General features: G+C 61.7%; 15 protein-coding genes and 1 pseudogene. 10 read left to right on the top strand and 6 right to left on the bottom strand.

Annotated elements, in window-relative coordinates:
• Positions 1–37: 37 nt before the first annotated feature.
• The 5 genes from AC1DMK_RS04745 (at position 38) to pncA (ending at position 7004) form a co-directional block, all read left to right on the top strand.
• Entirely contained in the window at positions 38–1369 is a 1332-nt protein-coding gene (locus AC1DMK_RS04745; protein WP_037064243.1) for a hemolysin family protein, read from the top strand.
• A gap of 386 nt (positions 1370–1755) precedes the next feature.
• The gene (locus AC1DMK_RS04750) at positions 1756–2250 is read left to right on the top strand and encodes a hypothetical protein (RefSeq protein WP_477857438.1); all 495 of its coding nucleotides are present in this window, start codon (positions 1756–1758) and stop codon (positions 2248–2250) included.
• Positions 2251–2475: 225 nt separating this feature from the next.
• Positions 2476–4116, top strand: coding sequence for a Na+/H+ antiporter (locus tag AC1DMK_RS04755; RefSeq protein ID WP_477857440.1), 1641 nt, complete (start codon positions 2476–2478; stop codon positions 4114–4116).
• Positions 4117–4982: 866 nt separating this feature from the next.
• Positions 4983–6257 carry a sugar MFS transporter gene (locus AC1DMK_RS04760; protein WP_477857702.1) on the top strand — a complete coding sequence of 425 codons (1275 nt, stop codon included), beginning with the start codon at positions 4983–4985 and terminating at the stop codon, positions 6255–6257.
• A gap of 120 nt (positions 6258–6377) precedes the next feature.
• Positions 6378–7004, top strand: a complete 627-nt coding sequence (gene pncA / locus AC1DMK_RS04765) for a bifunctional nicotinamidase/pyrazinamidase (protein WP_477857441.1) — start codon at positions 6378–6380, stop codon at positions 7002–7004.
• On the opposite strand, the gene AC1DMK_RS04770 is transcribed toward pncA, so the two are convergent.
• Positions 7005–7253 (bottom strand): DUF2164 domain-containing protein, encoded by a 249-nt coding sequence (locus AC1DMK_RS04770; protein ID WP_037064248.1) that lies wholly within the window; start codon positions 7251–7253, stop codon positions 7005–7007.
• A 132-nt stretch (positions 7254–7385) separates the two neighbouring features.
• Between AC1DMK_RS04770 and AC1DMK_RS04775 the strand changes: the two are divergent.
• Both AC1DMK_RS04775 and AC1DMK_RS04780 read left to right on the top strand, forming a co-directional pair.
• Positions 7386–8100 (top strand): annotated as a pseudogene (locus AC1DMK_RS04775) (AzlC family ABC transporter permease).
• A 2-nt stretch (positions 8101–8102) separates the two neighbouring features.
• Positions 8103–8411 (top strand): AzlD family protein, encoded by a 309-nt coding sequence (locus tag AC1DMK_RS04780; RefSeq protein WP_037064251.1) that lies wholly within the window; start codon positions 8103–8105, stop codon positions 8409–8411.
• A gap of 63 nt (positions 8412–8474) precedes the next feature.
• On the opposite strand, the gene AC1DMK_RS04785 is transcribed toward AC1DMK_RS04780, so the two are convergent.
• Positions 8475–10310, bottom strand: a complete 1836-nt coding sequence (locus AC1DMK_RS04785; RefSeq protein ID WP_477857443.1) for an aminopeptidase P family protein — start codon at positions 10308–10310, stop codon at positions 8475–8477.
• A gap of 275 nt (positions 10311–10585) precedes the next feature.
• On the opposite strand from AC1DMK_RS04785, the gene AC1DMK_RS04790 reads away from it, so the two are divergent.
• Positions 10586–10759 (top strand): hypothetical protein, encoded by a 174-nt coding sequence (locus AC1DMK_RS04790; RefSeq protein ID WP_196246779.1) that lies wholly within the window; start codon positions 10586–10588, stop codon positions 10757–10759.
• 160 nt (positions 10760–10919) lie between these two features.
• Here the strand turns inward: AC1DMK_RS04790 and AC1DMK_RS04795 are convergent, their stop codons facing one another.
• From AC1DMK_RS04795 to AC1DMK_RS04805, 3 genes are read right to left on the bottom strand one after another with little or no spacing between them, the layout of a single operon-like run.
• On the bottom strand, positions 10920–11798 hold the full coding sequence (locus tag AC1DMK_RS04795; protein WP_037064255.1) for a 50S ribosomal protein L11 methyltransferase: 879 nt from the start codon (positions 11796–11798) through the stop codon (positions 10920–10922).
• 15 nt (positions 11799–11813) lie between these two features.
• On the bottom strand, positions 11814–12941 hold the full coding sequence (locus AC1DMK_RS04800; protein WP_477857446.1) for an FAD-dependent oxidoreductase: 1128 nt from the start codon (positions 12939–12941) through the stop codon (positions 11814–11816).
• 4 nt (positions 12942–12945) lie between these two features.
• Positions 12946–13548 carry an SCO family protein gene (locus AC1DMK_RS04805; protein WP_037064258.1) on the bottom strand — a complete coding sequence of 201 codons (603 nt, stop codon included), beginning with the start codon at positions 13546–13548 and terminating at the stop codon, positions 12946–12948.
• A 359-nt stretch (positions 13549–13907) separates the two neighbouring features.
• On the opposite strand from AC1DMK_RS04805, the gene AC1DMK_RS04810 reads away from it, so the two are divergent.
• Both AC1DMK_RS04810 and AC1DMK_RS04815 read left to right on the top strand, forming a co-directional pair.
• Positions 13908–15872, top strand: a complete 1965-nt coding sequence (locus AC1DMK_RS04810) for a methyl-accepting chemotaxis protein (protein ID WP_477857449.1) — start codon at positions 13908–13910, stop codon at positions 15870–15872.
• A 2-nt stretch (positions 15873–15874) separates the two neighbouring features.
• Positions 15875–16342, top strand: a complete 468-nt coding sequence (locus AC1DMK_RS04815; RefSeq protein ID WP_037064260.1) for a chemotaxis protein CheW — start codon at positions 15875–15877, stop codon at positions 16340–16342.
• A 96-nt stretch (positions 16343–16438) separates the two neighbouring features.
• Here AC1DMK_RS04815 and AC1DMK_RS04820 read toward each other — a convergent pair whose 3' ends face one another.
• A complete protein-coding gene (locus tag AC1DMK_RS04820) occupies positions 16439–17308 on the bottom strand; it encodes an aldose 1-epimerase family protein (RefSeq protein WP_477857451.1) in 870 nt (289 codons plus the stop codon).
• Between the last annotated feature and the right edge of the window lie 44 nt (positions 17309–17352).

The raw sequence follows: 17352 nt of genomic DNA on the forward strand, positions 1-17352 counted from the left end.
GTTGGCTACCTTCTCAATAGTCCGGGGTTATCATCGTATGTCAGGCCAGAATGGCAGTATTCTCGATTACGTAGGGATTCTCGCTGTCTTTCTTCTCGTCGCCGCAAATGGCTTTTTCGTCGCCGCCGAGTTCGCCTTGGTTTCAGTCAGACGCAGCCGCGTCACCGAACTGGTTGCCGCAGGGCGTATGAACGCCACGGCGCTTCAACGGGCGGTGGATAATCTCGACGCGAATCTTGCCGCCACGCAGCTCGGCATCACGATATCCTCGCTTGCGCTCGGCTGGGTCGGCGAGCCTGCCCTCGCCCACCTGATCGAGCCGCTACTGGCCTGGCTTCCCGGCCAATGGGCGACGGCCGGCTCTCACACCATCGCGGTCGTGATTGCATTCGTCATCATCACCTCGCTGCATATCGTCCTTGGGGAGCTCGCCCCCAAGAGCCTTGCGCTTCAGCGCAGCGAAGGAACCTCGCTGGCCGTCGTTCGACCGCTGGGCTTGTTCCTCATCCTCTTCAAGCCCGCGATTTCCGCACTCAACGGCATGGGCAACATGGTGCTTCGCGCCTTCGGCTTGCATGCCGGCACCGGCGAATCCTCGTTTCACTCCCCGCAGGAACTGAAGCTTCTGGTGGCGGAAAGCCAGGAGGCCGGCCTTCTCAATCAGGTGCAGCAGCAGCTCGTCGAACGCGTGTTCAATATCGGCGAAAGGCCGATTTCGGACATCATGACGCCCAGGCTCGATGTCGAATGGATCGATGCGGATGACAGCGAGGCCGATATTCTGAAGACGATCCGCGAGTGCAGCCACGAGCAGCTTCTCGTCGCCCACGGCTCGATCGACGAGCCCATCGGCATGGTGCTGAAAAAGGACCTGCTCGACCAGGTGCTGGACGGCGGCAAGGTCAAGCCGATGGAGGTGATCAGGCAACCGCTCGTGTTGCACGAGGGGACGTCGGTCGTCCGCGTGCTCGACAGCTTCAAGGCCTCGCCTGTCAGGCTCGCCATCGTTATCGACGAATATGGCAGCCTCGAAGGCATCGTCACCCAGACCGACCTGCTCGAGGCCATCGCCGGCGATCTGCCGGGATCCGGCGAAGACCCGGAAATCGTGATCAGGGAAGACGGCTCGCTGCTGATCGATGCCATGATGCCGGCGTTCGACGCATTCGAGAGGCTCGGCCTGCGCGACAGGCCGGATGCGGATTTTCACACGCTGGCGGGGTTCGCGCTGCACGTGCTTCAGCACATCCCGCAGGCCGGCGAGACGTTCGAGTTCGACGGCTGGAAGTTCGAAGTGCTGGACATGGACGGCATGCGGATCGACAAGATCCTGGCGACGCGCAATTCGTCCGATGCGATCGATATCTAAGGTCTGAATCGCCGAGTCTGAACAGGCGGCGACTCGCGCTGCCTGTCAATCTGGCGCGTGCGACCCGTACATCGGGCGCGTCGATGCAGTCGATATGTCGCAGGGCCGGTCAACGCCTCGAACGGCGTTCTACGCGGGCGAACGCCAAAAAAGAACCTGAAGCGCACGCGAAGCGTTGGGCCGACCGAATCGGCCGTGTAAAACCCCAAAGATTTCAATGGAATAAAAAGCGTAAACCAAAGGTTAATCCACCTCGGCCGTTTCAGTCAATCGGCTGAAATTCATCACGACTTTCCCCTTTTGACCACACCACCGAATTGTCCTAGCTCGTTTTGCGTCCGCCCATGAAAGGCGGATCTCACGATGAACTCGCAAAGGAGCTTCAAGTGACCAGTGTTTCCTCCCTCGGCAGCGCGTCCAGCCAGTACCAGACCTCGCTTTCCAGCCTCGACAAGAACGGCGACGGCATCATATCCGCCGACGAGCTCGCGGCCGCAAACACCACCTCGCCGAAGTCCTCGACATCAAGCAGCAGCGACGACRGCACCAAGATCGCCCAGAAGATCGCTGCCGACATTCTCTCGATCATGCTGCAGATGCAGCAGCAGTCGGGTGCCGGCGACGACAGCAGCGGCAGCGATGACGGCGACAGCGGTTCCAAGGGCATCCTCGCCTCGCTGGACGCAAACGGCGATGGCAAGCTGACCTCCGACGAAATCCTCTCCGCCGATCCGTCTGGTATCGCCGGCAGCGCATCCAGCGCCGACGATCCTGTCCTGACGCAGGTTCTGAACGACATGCAGACCGCGATCCGCGCCTACCAGACCACCTACGGCGCATCGCCCGTAGCCGCCACAGCAGACGACGTCCAGACCGCTTGATCGGCGATTGACAAGGCTCCGCCGGGGGAGCCGAAACAGCCGCCGAAGCCCGTGTTCCGGGACAGCGGGGGCATCGTCGCCAGAGCGCCAGCGAGCCTCATTCGGCGTCGCGCAGGGAGCTGTCCGCAAGCCACTTCGCCGTGAAGGCGATGCATCGCGGTTGCACCGACCGCCGAAAAGACGCAAAACCGAACCATCGACCAGAAGACGAAGGATCGGCAATTCATGGAAAGCATCAGCGTTTCGTTGCTCCTGCTCTTTGCGGTGGTCGTCAGCGGAACACTCACAAGGCTCTCCCCGATACCGGTGCCGCAGCCCATCGTGCAGATCGCGCTCGGCGCCGCGATCACCGCCGTCGCGGATCTCGGCGTCACGCTCGATCCGGACCTGTTCTTCCTCCTTTTCCTGCCGCCGCTGCTGTTTCTCGATGGCTGGCGCATCCCCAAGGAAGGGCTCTTCCGCGACAAGGGGGTCATCCTCGAGCTGGCGCTCGGCCTCGTGGTCTTCACCGTTCTCGGCGTCGGCCTGCTGGTTCACTGGTTGATACCGTCCATGCCGCTGGCCGTCGCCTTCGCCCTTGCCGCCATCGTGTCGCCGACGGATCCGATCGCGGTCTCGGCGATCGCCGCCCGCGTTCCCATTCCAAACCGGCTCATGCACATCCTCGAAGGCGAATCCCTCCTCAACGATGCGTCGGGGCTGGTCTGTATGCGCTTTGCCGTCGCCGCCGTGCTCACCGGCACCTTCTCGCTCGTCGAGGCGGTCGGAACCTTCGTCTGGGTCGCCGCCGGCGGCATCGTGATCGGCATCGTGCTCACATGGCTCATCATGCGGATAAAGGGATTTTTCACCCGCCGCCTCGGCGAGGAAACCGGCGCGCAGATCCTCATCAGCCTCCTCATGCCTTTCGCCGCCTATCTCGCCGCCGAGCATCTGGAATGCTCCGGCATCCTGGCGGCAGTCGCGGCCGGCATCACCATGAGCTACGGCGAGCAAAGCGGCCAGGCGCTGGCCGTCACCCGCGTGCGCCGCACCGCAGTGTGGGATACGGTGCAGTTCGCCATGAACGGCATCATCTTCGTCCTGCTCGGAGAGCAGCTGCCGCAGATCGCCTCCGGCGCTGCGCGCATCGTCCGCGAGACTGGCCATCACGACCCGATCTGGCTGATCGCCTACGTCGTCGCGATCAATCTGGCGCTCGGCATCCTCCGGTTCGCCTGGGTCTGGATCTCGCTGCGTTTCACTCTCTATCGTGCCGCGAAAAGCGGCAGGACCATGAGCAAGCCGAGCTGGCGCCTGGTTGCGGCCACCTCTGTTGCAGGCGCGCGCGGCGCCATCACGCTGGCAGGTGTCTTGACCCTGCCTCTGACCATGACGGACGGTTCGGCCTTCCCGGCACGCGACCTTGCGATTTTCCTTGCCGCCGGCGTCATCATCGTCTCGCTGGTCGTCGCAAGCGTCGGCCTGCCCATCCTGCTCAAGGGTCTTCATCTGCCGCCGGAGCCGTCGCACCAGCGCGAGGAAGACGAGGCACGCGTCAAGGGGGCGCAAGCAGCGATCCGCGCGATCGAAGCGCTGCAGCATGACATGGGCGAAGGCCGCCCAGATGCGGACATTTACGTGGACGCAAGCGCGCGGCTGATGGACGTTTACCGCCAGCGCATCGACGGCCGCTCGATGACCGGCGACGACGCAAAGCTCGCTCGTCGCATCGACGACATCGAGCGCAAGCTGCGGCTTGCCGGCGTCAAGGCGGAACGCGCGGAGTTCTTCCGTCTCGGCAAGTCGCGCAAGCTGTCCGACGACGTTCTGCGCAAGCTCGTGCGGGAAGCAGATCTCGCCGAAGCCAGGCTCGGAGCGCACTGACGACGCTTTCACTACCTCCACCTCCACCTCCACCACCTCCCTATTCCTGTGCTTGTCACAGGAATAAGGTGGGGATGTTGATGGCAACGTCAGCGACGCAGGGGAATGACGATGTTGGCGCAGATGAGCAAAGTCAGTGACTTAGCGGAAATCTGCGATTAAATTTCCCCCGCTCCCCAAACCCGCATCTACAACCTCCTCGTCCCGGCGTCGGCTACACCGCAAGGCGTTGCGGCGAGGCGGGATCGGCGCTGGGTGTGGGAGGACGACGCAGGCTCTCCCAGGTGGGGTCCGCAGAAAATGGGGCTCCCTCCGGAGACGGCGGCGTGCTTTGCCGAGTTGAGCTTCGGACGTGCCTGTGCGGCACACAAGGCCCCCAGGGGAAGCGCAAGATTCTCCCCGGGGGAAGCGCAAGATTCTCCCCAGTGGAAGTTGAGAGGGGATAAGGAGAGACCGGAGTGCGGACAAAACCGTCGAACGGGGCGCGCTGGAAAGCGCCATATATTTCTACTCAATCGCAGCAATTTCCAGCGCCCCGTCCGAGTATGCAGGCATGTCAAACCACGGGTCGTATCGGTCGCGTGAACGCGCTCCGATACCCGCCCGGCACCCTTGGCGGAAGACCACCACGCCTCCACAAACCGACAATCCTTCGCCGTCGCGAGATTTTTACCGCAATGCACAATAAAAATCGTTTGAATACTATCGAAATTCCCGGCGGCGGCTTATATCAGCCCTGTGGCTTGCTGCACGCTTCCTCCCAGCGCGCCCCGCCGAGCCGCCGCCGGCCCGTCCCCGAAGACGGCTTTCAACGGAAAATACCCGGCGCCAACAAGAAAAAGAGGTACAAAAAAGTGGCTGGTATCATCACCAACAACGCCGCGACGACACGCCCGGCTTCATCAGCATCTTCCCCCGCCGCGAACCATGGATTTGCCCTTGTAGCCCTGACGTCGCTGTTCTTCATGTGGGGCTTCATCACCTGCCTTAACGACATCCTTGTGCCGCACCTGAAGAATGTCTTCCAGTTGAACTACACGCAGTCGATGCTGATCCAGTTCTGCTTCTTCGGCGCTTATTTCATCGCCTCGCTTCCCGCCGGCGCGCTGGTCAAGCGCATCGGCTACAAGTGGGGCATCGTGCTCGGCCTCGTGATCGCCGCGATCGGTTGCGCGCTCTTCATTCCCGCGGCAGGCTACAGGGTCTACGCCCTCTTCCTCGCAGCGCTGTTCGTTCTCGCTTGCGGCATCACCCTCCTGCAGGTCGCGGCCAATCCCTATGTGACCGTGCTTGGCCCGCCGGATACGGCTGCCAGCCGCCTGACGCTGACCCAGGCCTTCAACTCGCTCGGCACGACGCTCGCTCCGATGTTCGGCGCCCTGCTGATCCTCTCCGCCACGACAGCTGCCGTTGTCGGCGCAACGCCTGAACAGCTCGATGCGATCCGGCTGGCAGAAGCGAACGCGGTCAAGTTTCCCTACATGCTGCTGGCGATCGCGTTCCTGTTGCTCGCTGCCCTCTTCGCGGCATTGAAGCTGCCGCAGGTCGAAGACGCCGGCGATATCCAGCCCATCACCGACGGCGGCTCCGCCTGGCAGTATCGCCATCTGGTGCTTGGCGCGGTCGGCATCTTCCTTTATGTCGGCGCGGAAGTCAGCATCGGCAGCTTCCTCGTGAACTTCATGAGCCAGCCCGACATCGCGGGCTTCTCGGAGGCGGAGGCAGCCCACCACGTCGCTTATTTCTGGGGCGGCGCAATGATCGGCCGCTTCATCGGCGCCGTCGTGATGCGCTACGTCGATGACGGCAAGGCGCTTGCCTTCAACGCCGTCGTCGTGATTGCGCTGCTGCTGCTCACCGTCTTCTCGGGCGGCCATGTCGCCATGTGGTCGGTGCTGTCGATCGGGCTCTTCAACTCGATCATGTTCCCGACGATCTTCAGCCTCGCGCTGTATGGCCTTGGGAAATACACCAGTCAGGGCTCGGGTATCCTTTGCCTGGCAATCGTCGGCGGCGCACTGCTCCCGCTGGTTCAGGGCGGCCTGGCCGACACGGTCGGCATTCATCTCGGCTTCCTGATGCCGATCGTCTGCTATGTCTACATCGCCTTCTACGGGTTGAAGGGCCATCGGCCCCGTTGATTTCGGCCCCGTTGATTTTGGAATGACGCTTCGCCGCTTCGCGGCGAGGCATTTTCACCCCTTGCGCCTTGCATTTCGCCTTGGCATCTTGCAGCGCAACAATAGGTGGAGACGTGCACCATGAAAGCGCTGCTGTTGGTCGATATTCAGAATGGCTTCTGCCCTGGCGGGAACCTGGCAGTGCCCGACGGCGACAAGGTGGTTCCAATCGCAAACCAGCTGATCGAAAGTGCCAGATACGATCTGGTCGTCGCTTCACAGGACTGGCACCCCGCAGGCCATGGCAGCTTTGCCTCCTCGCACCCCGGCCGCGACCCCTTTGAGCTCGGCATTCTAGCCGGCAAGCCGCAAATGATGTGGCCGGACCACTGCGTCCAGGGCACTGCCGACGCCGAACTGCATCCGGCACTCAAAGTGGACGACATCGACCTGATCATACAAAAAGGCGAAAACCGTGAGGTCGACAGCTATTCGGCCTTCCGCGACAACGAGCAGGACGCCGTAACGGGCCTTGCCGATTTCCTCGCGGGACAGGAGGTTACCGAACTCGACGTCTGCGGCCTGGCCACCGACTACTGCGTCAAATTCTCGGCGTTGGATGCGCTCGAAATGATGCCCGGCATCAGGGTTCGGTTCATCGAGGATGCCAGCCGCGGCATAACCCCGGAGGGAGTCGCCGCAGCGATCGAGGAAATGCGCGGGCACGGCATCGACATCGTCACCAGCAAACAGGCGCTTGCCGGCTGATCAGTCGGTGGCGTCTCGCTGCAGCTGGTAGACGTCCTCGGAAAAGTCATCGATGCGCCTGGCGAGCGCGATCTGTGCATCCTCGAGCCCTTGCTTGTAGTAGGCCGCTCCGACTTCCTTCGCGAAGAAGTCCAGGACGAGCTCGGCTTTCAGAAAGCCGATCGACTGATCGAGCTCCTGGTCGAAATAATGCTGGATGCGTGAAACCAGCGCCGCCTTCTCGTCCTTGGAAAATTCAATAGGCTTCATCGTCTCCCTCACAGGTAGCTCGGTTAGAATGGCACCGTTCAGCGAAATCGATCGATCGATCAAGGAAAATCGTTTGCAGCCAACAGACCGCCACCTTAGAGGGAACTCAAAATTCCAGAAGGATTGTCGCCGATGAGTCGCGCGTATTTTATCGAGGGCTTGCGTGGCGGTTTTCCCGTTGCGCTCGCCTCCGCGCCGTTCGGTGCACTGTTCGGCGCGCTTGCAGCCGACAACGGCATGTCGCTGGCCGAACTGACCTTTATGAGCGGCACCGTCTATGCCGGCGCCAGCCAGATGGTGGGCATCGCTATTCGGCCACAACGTCCAGGCATGGCTGATCGTGGCATCCATCCTCGCGGTGAACTTCCGCCACGTCCTGTACTCGGCGGCCATCGCGCCTTACATCAGGCACTTCTCCGCCATCCAGAAGTTCTTCACCTTTTTCCTGCTCGTCGATCCGCAGTTTGCCGAAACGGTCAAGCGCGGCGAAGCAGGCAAGCCCGTGACCTTCGCCTGGTATCTCGGCTTCGGCATCATCATCTACGTGCCGTGGGTGATCATCAGCCTGATCGGCGGACTTCTCGGCAGCTTCATCGGCGATCCGAAATCCATCGGCCTGGATATCCTGCTGCCCGCCTATTTTCTCGGGATTGTGCTGGACTTTCGCCACCGCAACAACTTCCTGCCGGTCGCCTCCGTCAGTGCCGTCGCCTCGATCATCGCCTATCGCTATGTCGGCTCGCCCTGGCACGTTAGCCTGGGGGCTGCAGCCGGCATCGTTCTCGCCGCCCTGCTACCGCCGCCGCCGCAGGAGCAGGAACTCGAAACCGATCTGCACGAGGTCTGAGCATGTCTTTCGATCTGCACATGGCACTGGTCATTCTGGCAGCAGCAGTCGCGACCTACGCCACACGCATCGGCGGCTATATCCTCATCACCACGATGAAACGCATCCCGCCGCGCATGGAAGCCGCACTCGCGGCCGTGCCCGCCGCCGTTCTGACGACGCTGGTAGCTCCCGCCTTCTACAACGGCGGCTGGGATATGAAGCTTGCGCTTGTCGCGGCCCTGCTGGTTGCGTTGCGGATTTCGCATCTATGGATGCTGGTGGCGGCCTGGTTGGTCGTGATGGTGTGGCGTCACACCATCGGGATGTGACGCCACACCATCAGCCGAGACGGTCGGCCGATACGGCCCCCGGATTTTCCGGTTCGATGCTTCTCAATATTCCAGCGGCAACGTTGCATTCTCCAGCCATGCCTTGACGTCGCGGTCGTGAATCAGCGGCATCAGCGCCTCGCGCGTCCGCTCATGGTAGTCGTTGAACCAGCGTAACTCGTCGTGCGTGAGAAGTACGGGCATGACAAGGCTGCGGTCGATCGGGCAGAACGTCAGCGTCTCGAAGCCAAGCATCGGCAAATCGCCGCCTTCGATCGCTTCCGGCTCGCTGACATAGATCAGGTTCTCGATGCGGATGCCGAAGGCGCCGGGCCGGTAGTAACCGGGCTCGTTGGAGAGGATCATGCCGGACAACAGCTCCTGCGTCGAGAGCCTCGAGATGCGCTGCGGCCCTTCATGCACCGACAGGTAGGAGCCGACGCCATGGCCGGTGCCATGCCCGAAGTCGACGCCGGCGCGCCAGAGCGCGATGCGCGCCAGCGGGTCGAGATCGCAACCGCGCGTCCCCTTCGGAAAGCGCGCCATGCTGATCTGGATCATGCCCTTGAGAACCAGCGTGAAGAACCGCTTCTGCTCTTCGGACACGGCTCCGATCCCGACTGTGCGGGTAATGTCGGTGGTGCCGTTGATGTACTGTGCGCCTGAATCGATCAGGAAGAGTTCGCCGGCTTCGAGCTTGCGGTTGCTTTCCGTCGTCACGCGATAGTGCATGATCGCCGCATGTTCGCCGGCGCCGGAGATCGTGTCGAAGGAAATGTCCTTGAGCGGATTCTGCATGCTCTGGCCAACCCGCGCACGGGCCGCCTCGAGCTTCTCCGCCACCTCGATTTCGGTGACGGTGCCGGGCTTCGTCTGCGCCAGCCAGCACAGAAATTCCACCATCGCCGCGCCGTCCTGCAGGTGTGCCGCAGCCGAACCGTTGATTTCCACGCTGTTCTTGACGGCGCGCGGAAGCTTCGCCGGATCGTTGCCTTCGACCACCTCGCCACCCGCCGTGCGAATGATCTCGGCAAGCCCGTAGGAGGTCAGATCGGGATCGACCAGCACCCGACCGCCGTCCTTCGACACGGCCGAAAGCCTTTCCTCCAACGCCGACGGCGCCAGCTGCATGCACATCTGCGCCAGATAGGCCTCGGCCTCGATACCCGTCTTCCGCTTGTCGAGGAACAGGTCCGCCTTACCGTCCGCATAGACGATGGCGCGCGCCAGCGGATGCGGCGTGTGCGGCACGTCGGCACCGCGGATGTTGAACGTCCACGCGACCGAGGAAGGGTCGGCGATCAGCACCCCCTTGAGGTTCTTGCCGGCGAGATCGGACGCAATGGTGGCAATTTTGTCGGTCGCCAACACGCCGGCCTGCCCGATGTTCTGGATTGCCACCGCCCCGAGCGGTTCTTTCGGACGGTCTGCCCAGAGCCTGTCGAGCGGATTGTGCGGCAGGATGACAAGCGAGCCGCCGATCCCGGCGAGCGCCATTTCAAGACGCCGTACCTCGGCGCCCGAGTGCAGCCACGGATCGATGCCGAGCCGAAAGCCTTTGCTTCCGTTCGTGCCGATCCAGACATGCGGTGGCTCGTTGACGAGATCGCCGCCGGTAAAAACGGAGCCGTCCACCTGCTCGGCAAGCTGTGTGACATATCGCCCGTCCACGAAAACGATGGCTTGCGAACGCGTTATCAGAGCCATCCCAGCAGATCCGGTGAAGCCAGTCAGCCAAGCCAGTCGCTCTGCGCATGCCGGCACATACTCGCCGTTGAACTCGTCGGCGCGCGGCACGAGGAAGGCGTCGATACCGAGTGCATCGAAACTTGTGCGCAAAGCCGAAACGCGATCGCGGCCGAATTGCGGCGTGGAGGTGACTTCAAAGGACTGGAACATGCTCAAAAACCTAGTGTTGGGTACGAAGCCGGCAGGCAGGATGGCGCTATATTATCGGAATTCCAGGTCGAAGGGAGAAAAACAGGCACCTAGCGCATGCCAGTAGGCCGCCCAATATTTTGGCGAAAATGAGGCGACCTTTCGCAAACTGGCACGCTTTATGCATTCCCTGCATGGCTCCCATGAGCGAAACCCTCTGCCTGAAGTTTCCGGAGTGACTATATAGGCCTCATCAAACGGTTCGAGACGAACCTCAAACGAAAAGGAATTTAGAAATGACTGCCTCTCTGTCGCGCTCCGCTTACAGCAGCCCGGTGCAGGCTGGCGAGCGCCAGACCGTGCGTCACGTTCTCGGCTCGCTCCGCCCGCTGAATGGGGACACCCTCACGATGCGTGGTGCCGGCCACAAGGTTACGCGCCACCAGGGCGCAACCAGCTACGCGTTCTGAGCAACTCGCCGCTTCGCTCTCCTCCTCCCTCACCGGACCGGCGATCAGAACAAGTAGAAGCCCGCTCGAGCATCCCTCCTCCTTCGAGCTCGCGGGTACAGACCGGGAAACCGGTCTCAAGGCGGTGCCATCGGCACCGCCTTTTCTTTTGGCTATCGCCTCAGGGGCGGTCCAGATGAATGGTCACCCAGCCGTTGCGCCAGATGGTGCGGACATGGCGCAGATGCGCACCGTTGTAGGCGGCCAGCACCTTCCAGCGCTGCGAAGCGAGAATGCCCGACAGGATCACCGACCCACCTGGCGCCAAGTGATTGACGAGTTGCGGCGCCATCTTGATCAGCGGTCGCGCCAGAATGTTGGCGATGATCAGATCGAATGGACCGTGCGCCGAGAATGCCGTCGAATGAAACCCGGGTGCCGTCTCGGTGGAAATGCCCGATGCAATGCCGTTGCGGCGAACATTTTCGGCGGCAACTCGTGTCGCGATCGGATCGATATCCGTCGCCAGCACCGGGATGTTCTTCAATTTGCGAACGGCAATCGCCAGGACGCCGCTTCCTGTACCGAGATCAAGCGCATTGCGCACACGCCGTGAACGGACCACCCGGTCGATCGTCTCCAGGCAACCCGCCGTCGTCCCGTGATGGCCGGTTCCGAACGCCTGGCCTGCATCGATCTCGATGGCGATATCGCCGGTACGAACCTTGTCGCGGTCGTGCGAGCCGTGCACGAGAAAGCGCCCTGCCCGAACGGGCTTCAGGCCCTCCAGCGACTTGGCGACCCAATCGATCACGGGAATGACTTCGCGCTCGACCTTTGCCTCGGGAAAGGAGTGCGTCAGCGCCTCTTCGACACGGGTGCGGACCTCTGCCTCGTCCGCGCGCATCATGTAGACCGACGCCTCCCAGATGTCCTTCTTCTCGTCGATCTCGTTGGTCGCGATCGCGAAATCTTCTTCGCCAAGCACTTCGGACAACAGATCGAGGATCTGCCCGGCCAGCACTTCGGTCGTCGTCACATAGAGGCGTATTTCACTCAAGGTCGGTCTTTCCAGTTATAGCGCGCCATCGATCCACGGCGGTGACGGCGTATCATATCCGGCAATGCCGCGAAGCAATTTTCGTGAAAACGCAGGTATTCTGAAAAGCACGGGCACCGCAAGATTGCGAATCGAGATTGCCATGGGATTGCTCATGGTGATCAGCGAGGTGAGCTGGCGCGTCTGCTTCAGCACTGTCTCCACCGCCGGCCTGCGAAGTCTTGCATATTCGCGTTCCCGTCCCTCCGAAACCAACCAGGCGAGCCAGCAGGCGTCCTCTATCCCAAGGTTCATGCCCCGGGCGCCCGCCGGCGAATGGATGTGGGCGGCATCGCCGGCGAGAAAGACATTTCCCTTTGCCATCGTATCGGCATGGCGGAAATGCACTCGAAAGTTGGATGCCCACACCCGTTCCGCAATCGGGGCAGGATGCTCGATGCTGCTTTCGAAATCCGGAAGTGTCGAAATGTAGCGCAGCACGTCGCGCTCAAGCGGCAACCTGCCGATCATGCCGGGATCAAACAGCCTGATCTCGGCGCAATGCGGATCGACCGGCTGCGCATAACGGAAGTCGGCCAGATAAAAGCTAGTCTCCAGCGCCTGCCCGGGAAAGCCGATCCCGACTGCCTTGCGCACGATGGAATGCGCGCCGTCAGCGCCGATCACCATGTCGAAGTCCGCGGTCTCCACCGACCCATCTGGCCTACGAAGCATCACTCGCGGCTTGCCCGGATCTGCGGAGACACCCTCGACAGCAGTCTGCCATTCCGGAACGACCTCGTAGTCGGAGAGCTTGCCAAGAAGCAGGCGCTCCGTGTGGCCCTGCGCCAGTGCGTGGAGGGCACTGTAAGGCCCCTCCACCGTGGTCGTATCGAGTTCTGCGAGCCGGCGCCCTTTCGAAACGATGCGGAAATGTGCGATTTGCAGCGCCTCCTGCAAGATCGCGTCGGTGACACGCGACGGTGAAAGCAGCGTCAGCGTTCGTGCATTGACGCCGAGCGCGCGGCTTTCGACGAGCGGAACTGGGCCGGAATCACTGTCGACGATCCGTGGCCGGAAGCCGCGTCGGGAAAGCTCAAGCGCAGCTGTCAACCCGGTCGCGCCGGCTCCGGCAATGAGAATGCTGCGGTGCCCCGGCGCCATGACGTCATCCCTTGTTGACGAGGTTCTCCAGCTTTTTTACCGCCGTATCGGGATTTTCGCCATAGGCAATGGTGCCGGAGAACCGCCCGGCCGAATCGAGCAGGAAAACGGAGGCCGTATGATCCATCGTGTAGTCGCCGTTCGGGTTGCTCTCGTCGACGGGCACCTTCTTGGCATACACGCGGTAGCCCTTGATCACGTCGGCAACCTTGTCGGGATCTCCGGAAATTCCGACGATTCGCTTGGAGACATTGGATACGTATTGGTTCATCACATCGGGCGTATCGCGCTCCGGATCGACGGTGACGAAGTAGGCTTGCAGCTTGTCGCCCTTCGGATCGATTTTCTCCAGCCACCCATTCAGCTCGAACAGCGTCGTCGGGCAGACTTCCGGGCAATGGGTAAATCCGAAAAACAGCGCCGTGGGCTTGCCACGGAACGCCTGCTCGGTAATCGGCTGTCCATTCTGCGCGACCAGCGTAAATGGCACCCCAAACGGCCCCTCGGACAGGGTCTGCTTGGTCTGGGTGACATTGAGCGTCAGCCAACCAAGGATACCTGCCATCACGAGCACCGCAACCCACACCGCTATGCGGACAGTCTTCATCGATCAAATTCCTTGCAGACGGGGATTGCCCCTCCCTCGCCTGATATCTCTTCGCACCCCGACGCGCAATTCAACAACGCGTTTTCTCGCCTGTGCTCAATTGCCCCGCCACGAATTTGAGACAAACACGCACGAGAGGGAAATATCGTTTGTTTCCAGTGAGATGATCCGCGTGACCAGAGTTTTTTAGGCAACATCAACATCATTAGGAAAGACTTAAAAAATCATATGTATATTTAGCTATGGATGGAACGCTCAACGTTCAATGACATGACGTCTCCTGGTGCCTGATATGGCCGGATGTCCGCATGCGCGCAAAAAACATGTCCGCGCCTATCGCGGAGGGGGACAGTCTTCACATGACACATACGACGGTGCGCAAGAGCCTTTCTGTCAGTCAGAGGCTGGGGACGCTGGGGGCGGCAGCATTCATCGGCTTTGGCTCGATGCTCGCATTTGCCTGGTACGAGAACAAGGTCGTCGGCGGCGCCTTGCGGCAGGCGAACGAAATTCAGGCAAGCGTTGATCATATCAACGAAATGCGCACGGCAAATCTGACGCTCATCCTTGCTGCCATGGATACCATCGTGGATCGGGGCGACAAGGCGGTCGCGCCGGAACGCCTGAAGCTCATGAACGATTCGGTCGACCAGCTTTCGAGTGGTTCGAAATACATGCACCTCCTGGCAGAAGAATTGAATGCCACAGCATTGCTATCCAGCTACGACGCAGATGTCGCCTCCCTGAAGCGGAGCATCGTCGGGGACCTCAAGGCTGCCGTTGAATCCGGCGCACCCGATAGCGAATTTGACAAGCTCGACGACGCCATCGACGAAGGCGGCGACAAGCTGACGTCTACGCTCGTCAAACTGGCCACGGATGGCGGTGCTGTCGCCAAGCAGAGGATCGACCACGCAAACGAAATTTCCCAGCACGCGGTCTACATCCAGGTCGCTCTCGCCCTCGTCGCCATCCTGTGCCTGGCCGCACTCCAGTATATCCACGGCGGATCGATCCGTCGCGGCGTCCAGTCCGTCCGCAACAGCATGCAGCGGATCGGGAACGGCGACCTAGACAGCGATGTCCCCGCAACGGATCGCGGCGACGAGATCGGAGACATGGCACGCGCCGCCGAGGGTTTCCGCCTCGCCGCGATCGAGAAGCTTTCGCTGGAGACCCGAGGCGAGAGCGAGCGCCAGCAGCGCGATGCCGAACGCCGCAGCCTCGAAGCCGCCAAGCTTGCCGATACAAAGGCGTTAAACAGCGTTGTCAACGCGCTTGGCCAGGGCTTGACCCGGCTCGCCGGCGGCGACGTCACCGCGACGATCGACGAGCCCTTCACGCCGGAGCTTGAACGCCTGCGCAGCGACTTCAACCTGGCGACGTCGACGCTCCGCAGGACAATGGTCGACATCGCCCGGAACGGCACCTCGATCCAGGCAAACAGCCAGCAGATGCGTTCAGCCGCCGACGACCTTGCCAAGCGCACTGAGCAGCAGGCCGCCTCGCTGGAAGAAACCTCCGCCGCGCTCGACCAGATCACCGCGACGGTCCGCAGCGCGACAAACCGCGCCGAGGAAGTCGGCAAGATGGTTGCACATACGCGCGAGAACACGACGAAGTCCGACATCGTCGTCACCGATGCCATGGCAGCCATGCAGCGAATTGAGGGCGCTTCCCGCGAGATCGGTACGATCCTGAGCGTCATTGACGAGATTGCCTTCCAGACCAACCTGTTGGCGCTAAACGCCGGCGTCGAGGCGGCGCGCGCAGGCGAAGCCGGCAAGGGCTTTGCGGTCGTCGCTCAGGAAGTGCGCGAACTTGCCGGTCGCGCCGCAGGCGCCGCCAAGGACATCAAGGCCCTGATCGGAAAATCGGGCGCCGAAGTGAAGATCGGCGGCGAACTCGTGACAGCAGCCGGCGAGGCGCTCCGCCAGATCGGCGAAGATGTTTCGCGCATCGACGAGCATGTTAAATCAATCGTAACCTCTGCACGCGAACAATCGGTCGGACTGAACGAAATCAACACGGCCATCAGTCAGATGGATCAGGTCACGCAAAAGAACGCGGCCATGGTGGAAGAGACGAACGCGGCAAGCCATACGCTCGCCACCGACGCCGACAACCTCATCCAGGTGATCCAGACGTTCAAGATCGGCGAGGGCATGAATGCCCGTTCAACGCCGCGGGAAGCAACCGCAGTCTCGCATCCGAAACCATCTCCCGCCCGGAGCCTCATCGGCAAGGTCGCGGGCGCATTCAGCGGCGGCGCTGCCGCCAGAGCCATGGCCGCTCCGGCCGGAGACACTTGGGAAGAATTCTGATCATGAACAACACCGTTTTCAACCAGACTGGCGCGCACCTCGAAATCGTCTCCTTCCACCTCGGTGAGCAGGAGTTCTGTATCGACATCATGGCGATCCGGGAAATTCGCGGTTGGGCACCGGTGACCCCGATGCCGCACACGCCGCCATATGTTCTCGGCCTGATCAACCTGCGGGGCGCGGTGATTCCGGTCATCGATATGGCCTGCCGCCTCGGGATGAAAATGACGGAGCCTTCCGAACGCTCCGCCATCATCGTCACAGACATCGCCGGCAAGCTGGTCGGCCTGCTGGTCGAGCAGGTGTCCGACATGATGACCATCAAGAGTGAAGACCTGCAGCCGGCCCCGGAAATCATCCCTGAAGCCCAGCGTGCCTTCTGCCGCGGCATCGTAGCGCTTGAGAAGACTATGGTTTGCTTCCTGAACCTCGACACGGTCATTGCCGACGAGCTGGCGCAGGCCGCCTGAGATCAACAAGCGACGGAACGCAAAACGCTCGCAGCGGATCGCTGCGAGCGTTTTTTATGCCTGAAATAGCGCGGCTGACCTGTTGCTGCGTGCCAGCTACTCGATGACCTCGACTGTAAATGCAAAACGGGCGGACGCTCCGGGCGCAAGGACCTGGCTGAACGGCCGCTTTGCAAGGTCGTTGGAGCCATTCTTCTCCGCCGCCGTCCCATGCCAGGGTTCGATACAGATAAAGGGAGCACCCGGCTTCTGCCACAGCGCCAGATTGGGCAGATTGTCGAAGGTGAATTGCATCGCCGGGCCGCCCTCTGCGCCGTAGCGCAGTCCGTTACCCGCGCCTTCCGGAAAGATCATCGCGTCGGCTTCGAACATGGCATGGTCAAGCACCAGTCGTCCGGCGCTGAACGGCGACGCAAGTCTCGCGGGGGAGATCAACCCTCCCTCCACGCGCACCAGGTCCGGCTCGCCCTGATTGTCGAGCGTGACGACATGGTCGCGTCCAGCCGCACCGGGCAGAGGCCAGACGAAGGCCGGATGAAAGCCGATGCCGAAGGGCATTGCCCGCTGGTCGAGATTGGTGACCTCGGCCGCGACGGTCAACGCCCGCCCCTCGACCCAATGCTCGACGGCAAGCAGGAAATCGAACGGATAGACCGGCCTCGTTGCCTCCGAGGCCGCAAGCTCATACCGGCACATCGTGGCGGTCGAGGCCGTGAGGGCAAACTCGGCCCGGCGCGCAAAACCGTGCTGGCTCATCGGATAGCTCTGTCCGTCGATTGCGATCGTATCGTCCGGCGCCCTGCCAACCATCGGAAACAGCACGGGCGACCTCCCTCCCCAGTAGGCCTGGTCGCCGTTCCAGAGCCACGACCGCCCGTCACTGGTCGTCAGCGCCTGCATCTCGGCACCGAGAGAGGAAATATCGACCGTCAGATATCGGTTAGCGATCCGGGCGGGGCTTGGCATCGAGCGTCCTTTTCGATTTGATCCGGCCTTTGACCATATCCGCA

The sequence above is a fragment of the Rhizobium sp. 05L419 genome, assembly GCF_056397845.1.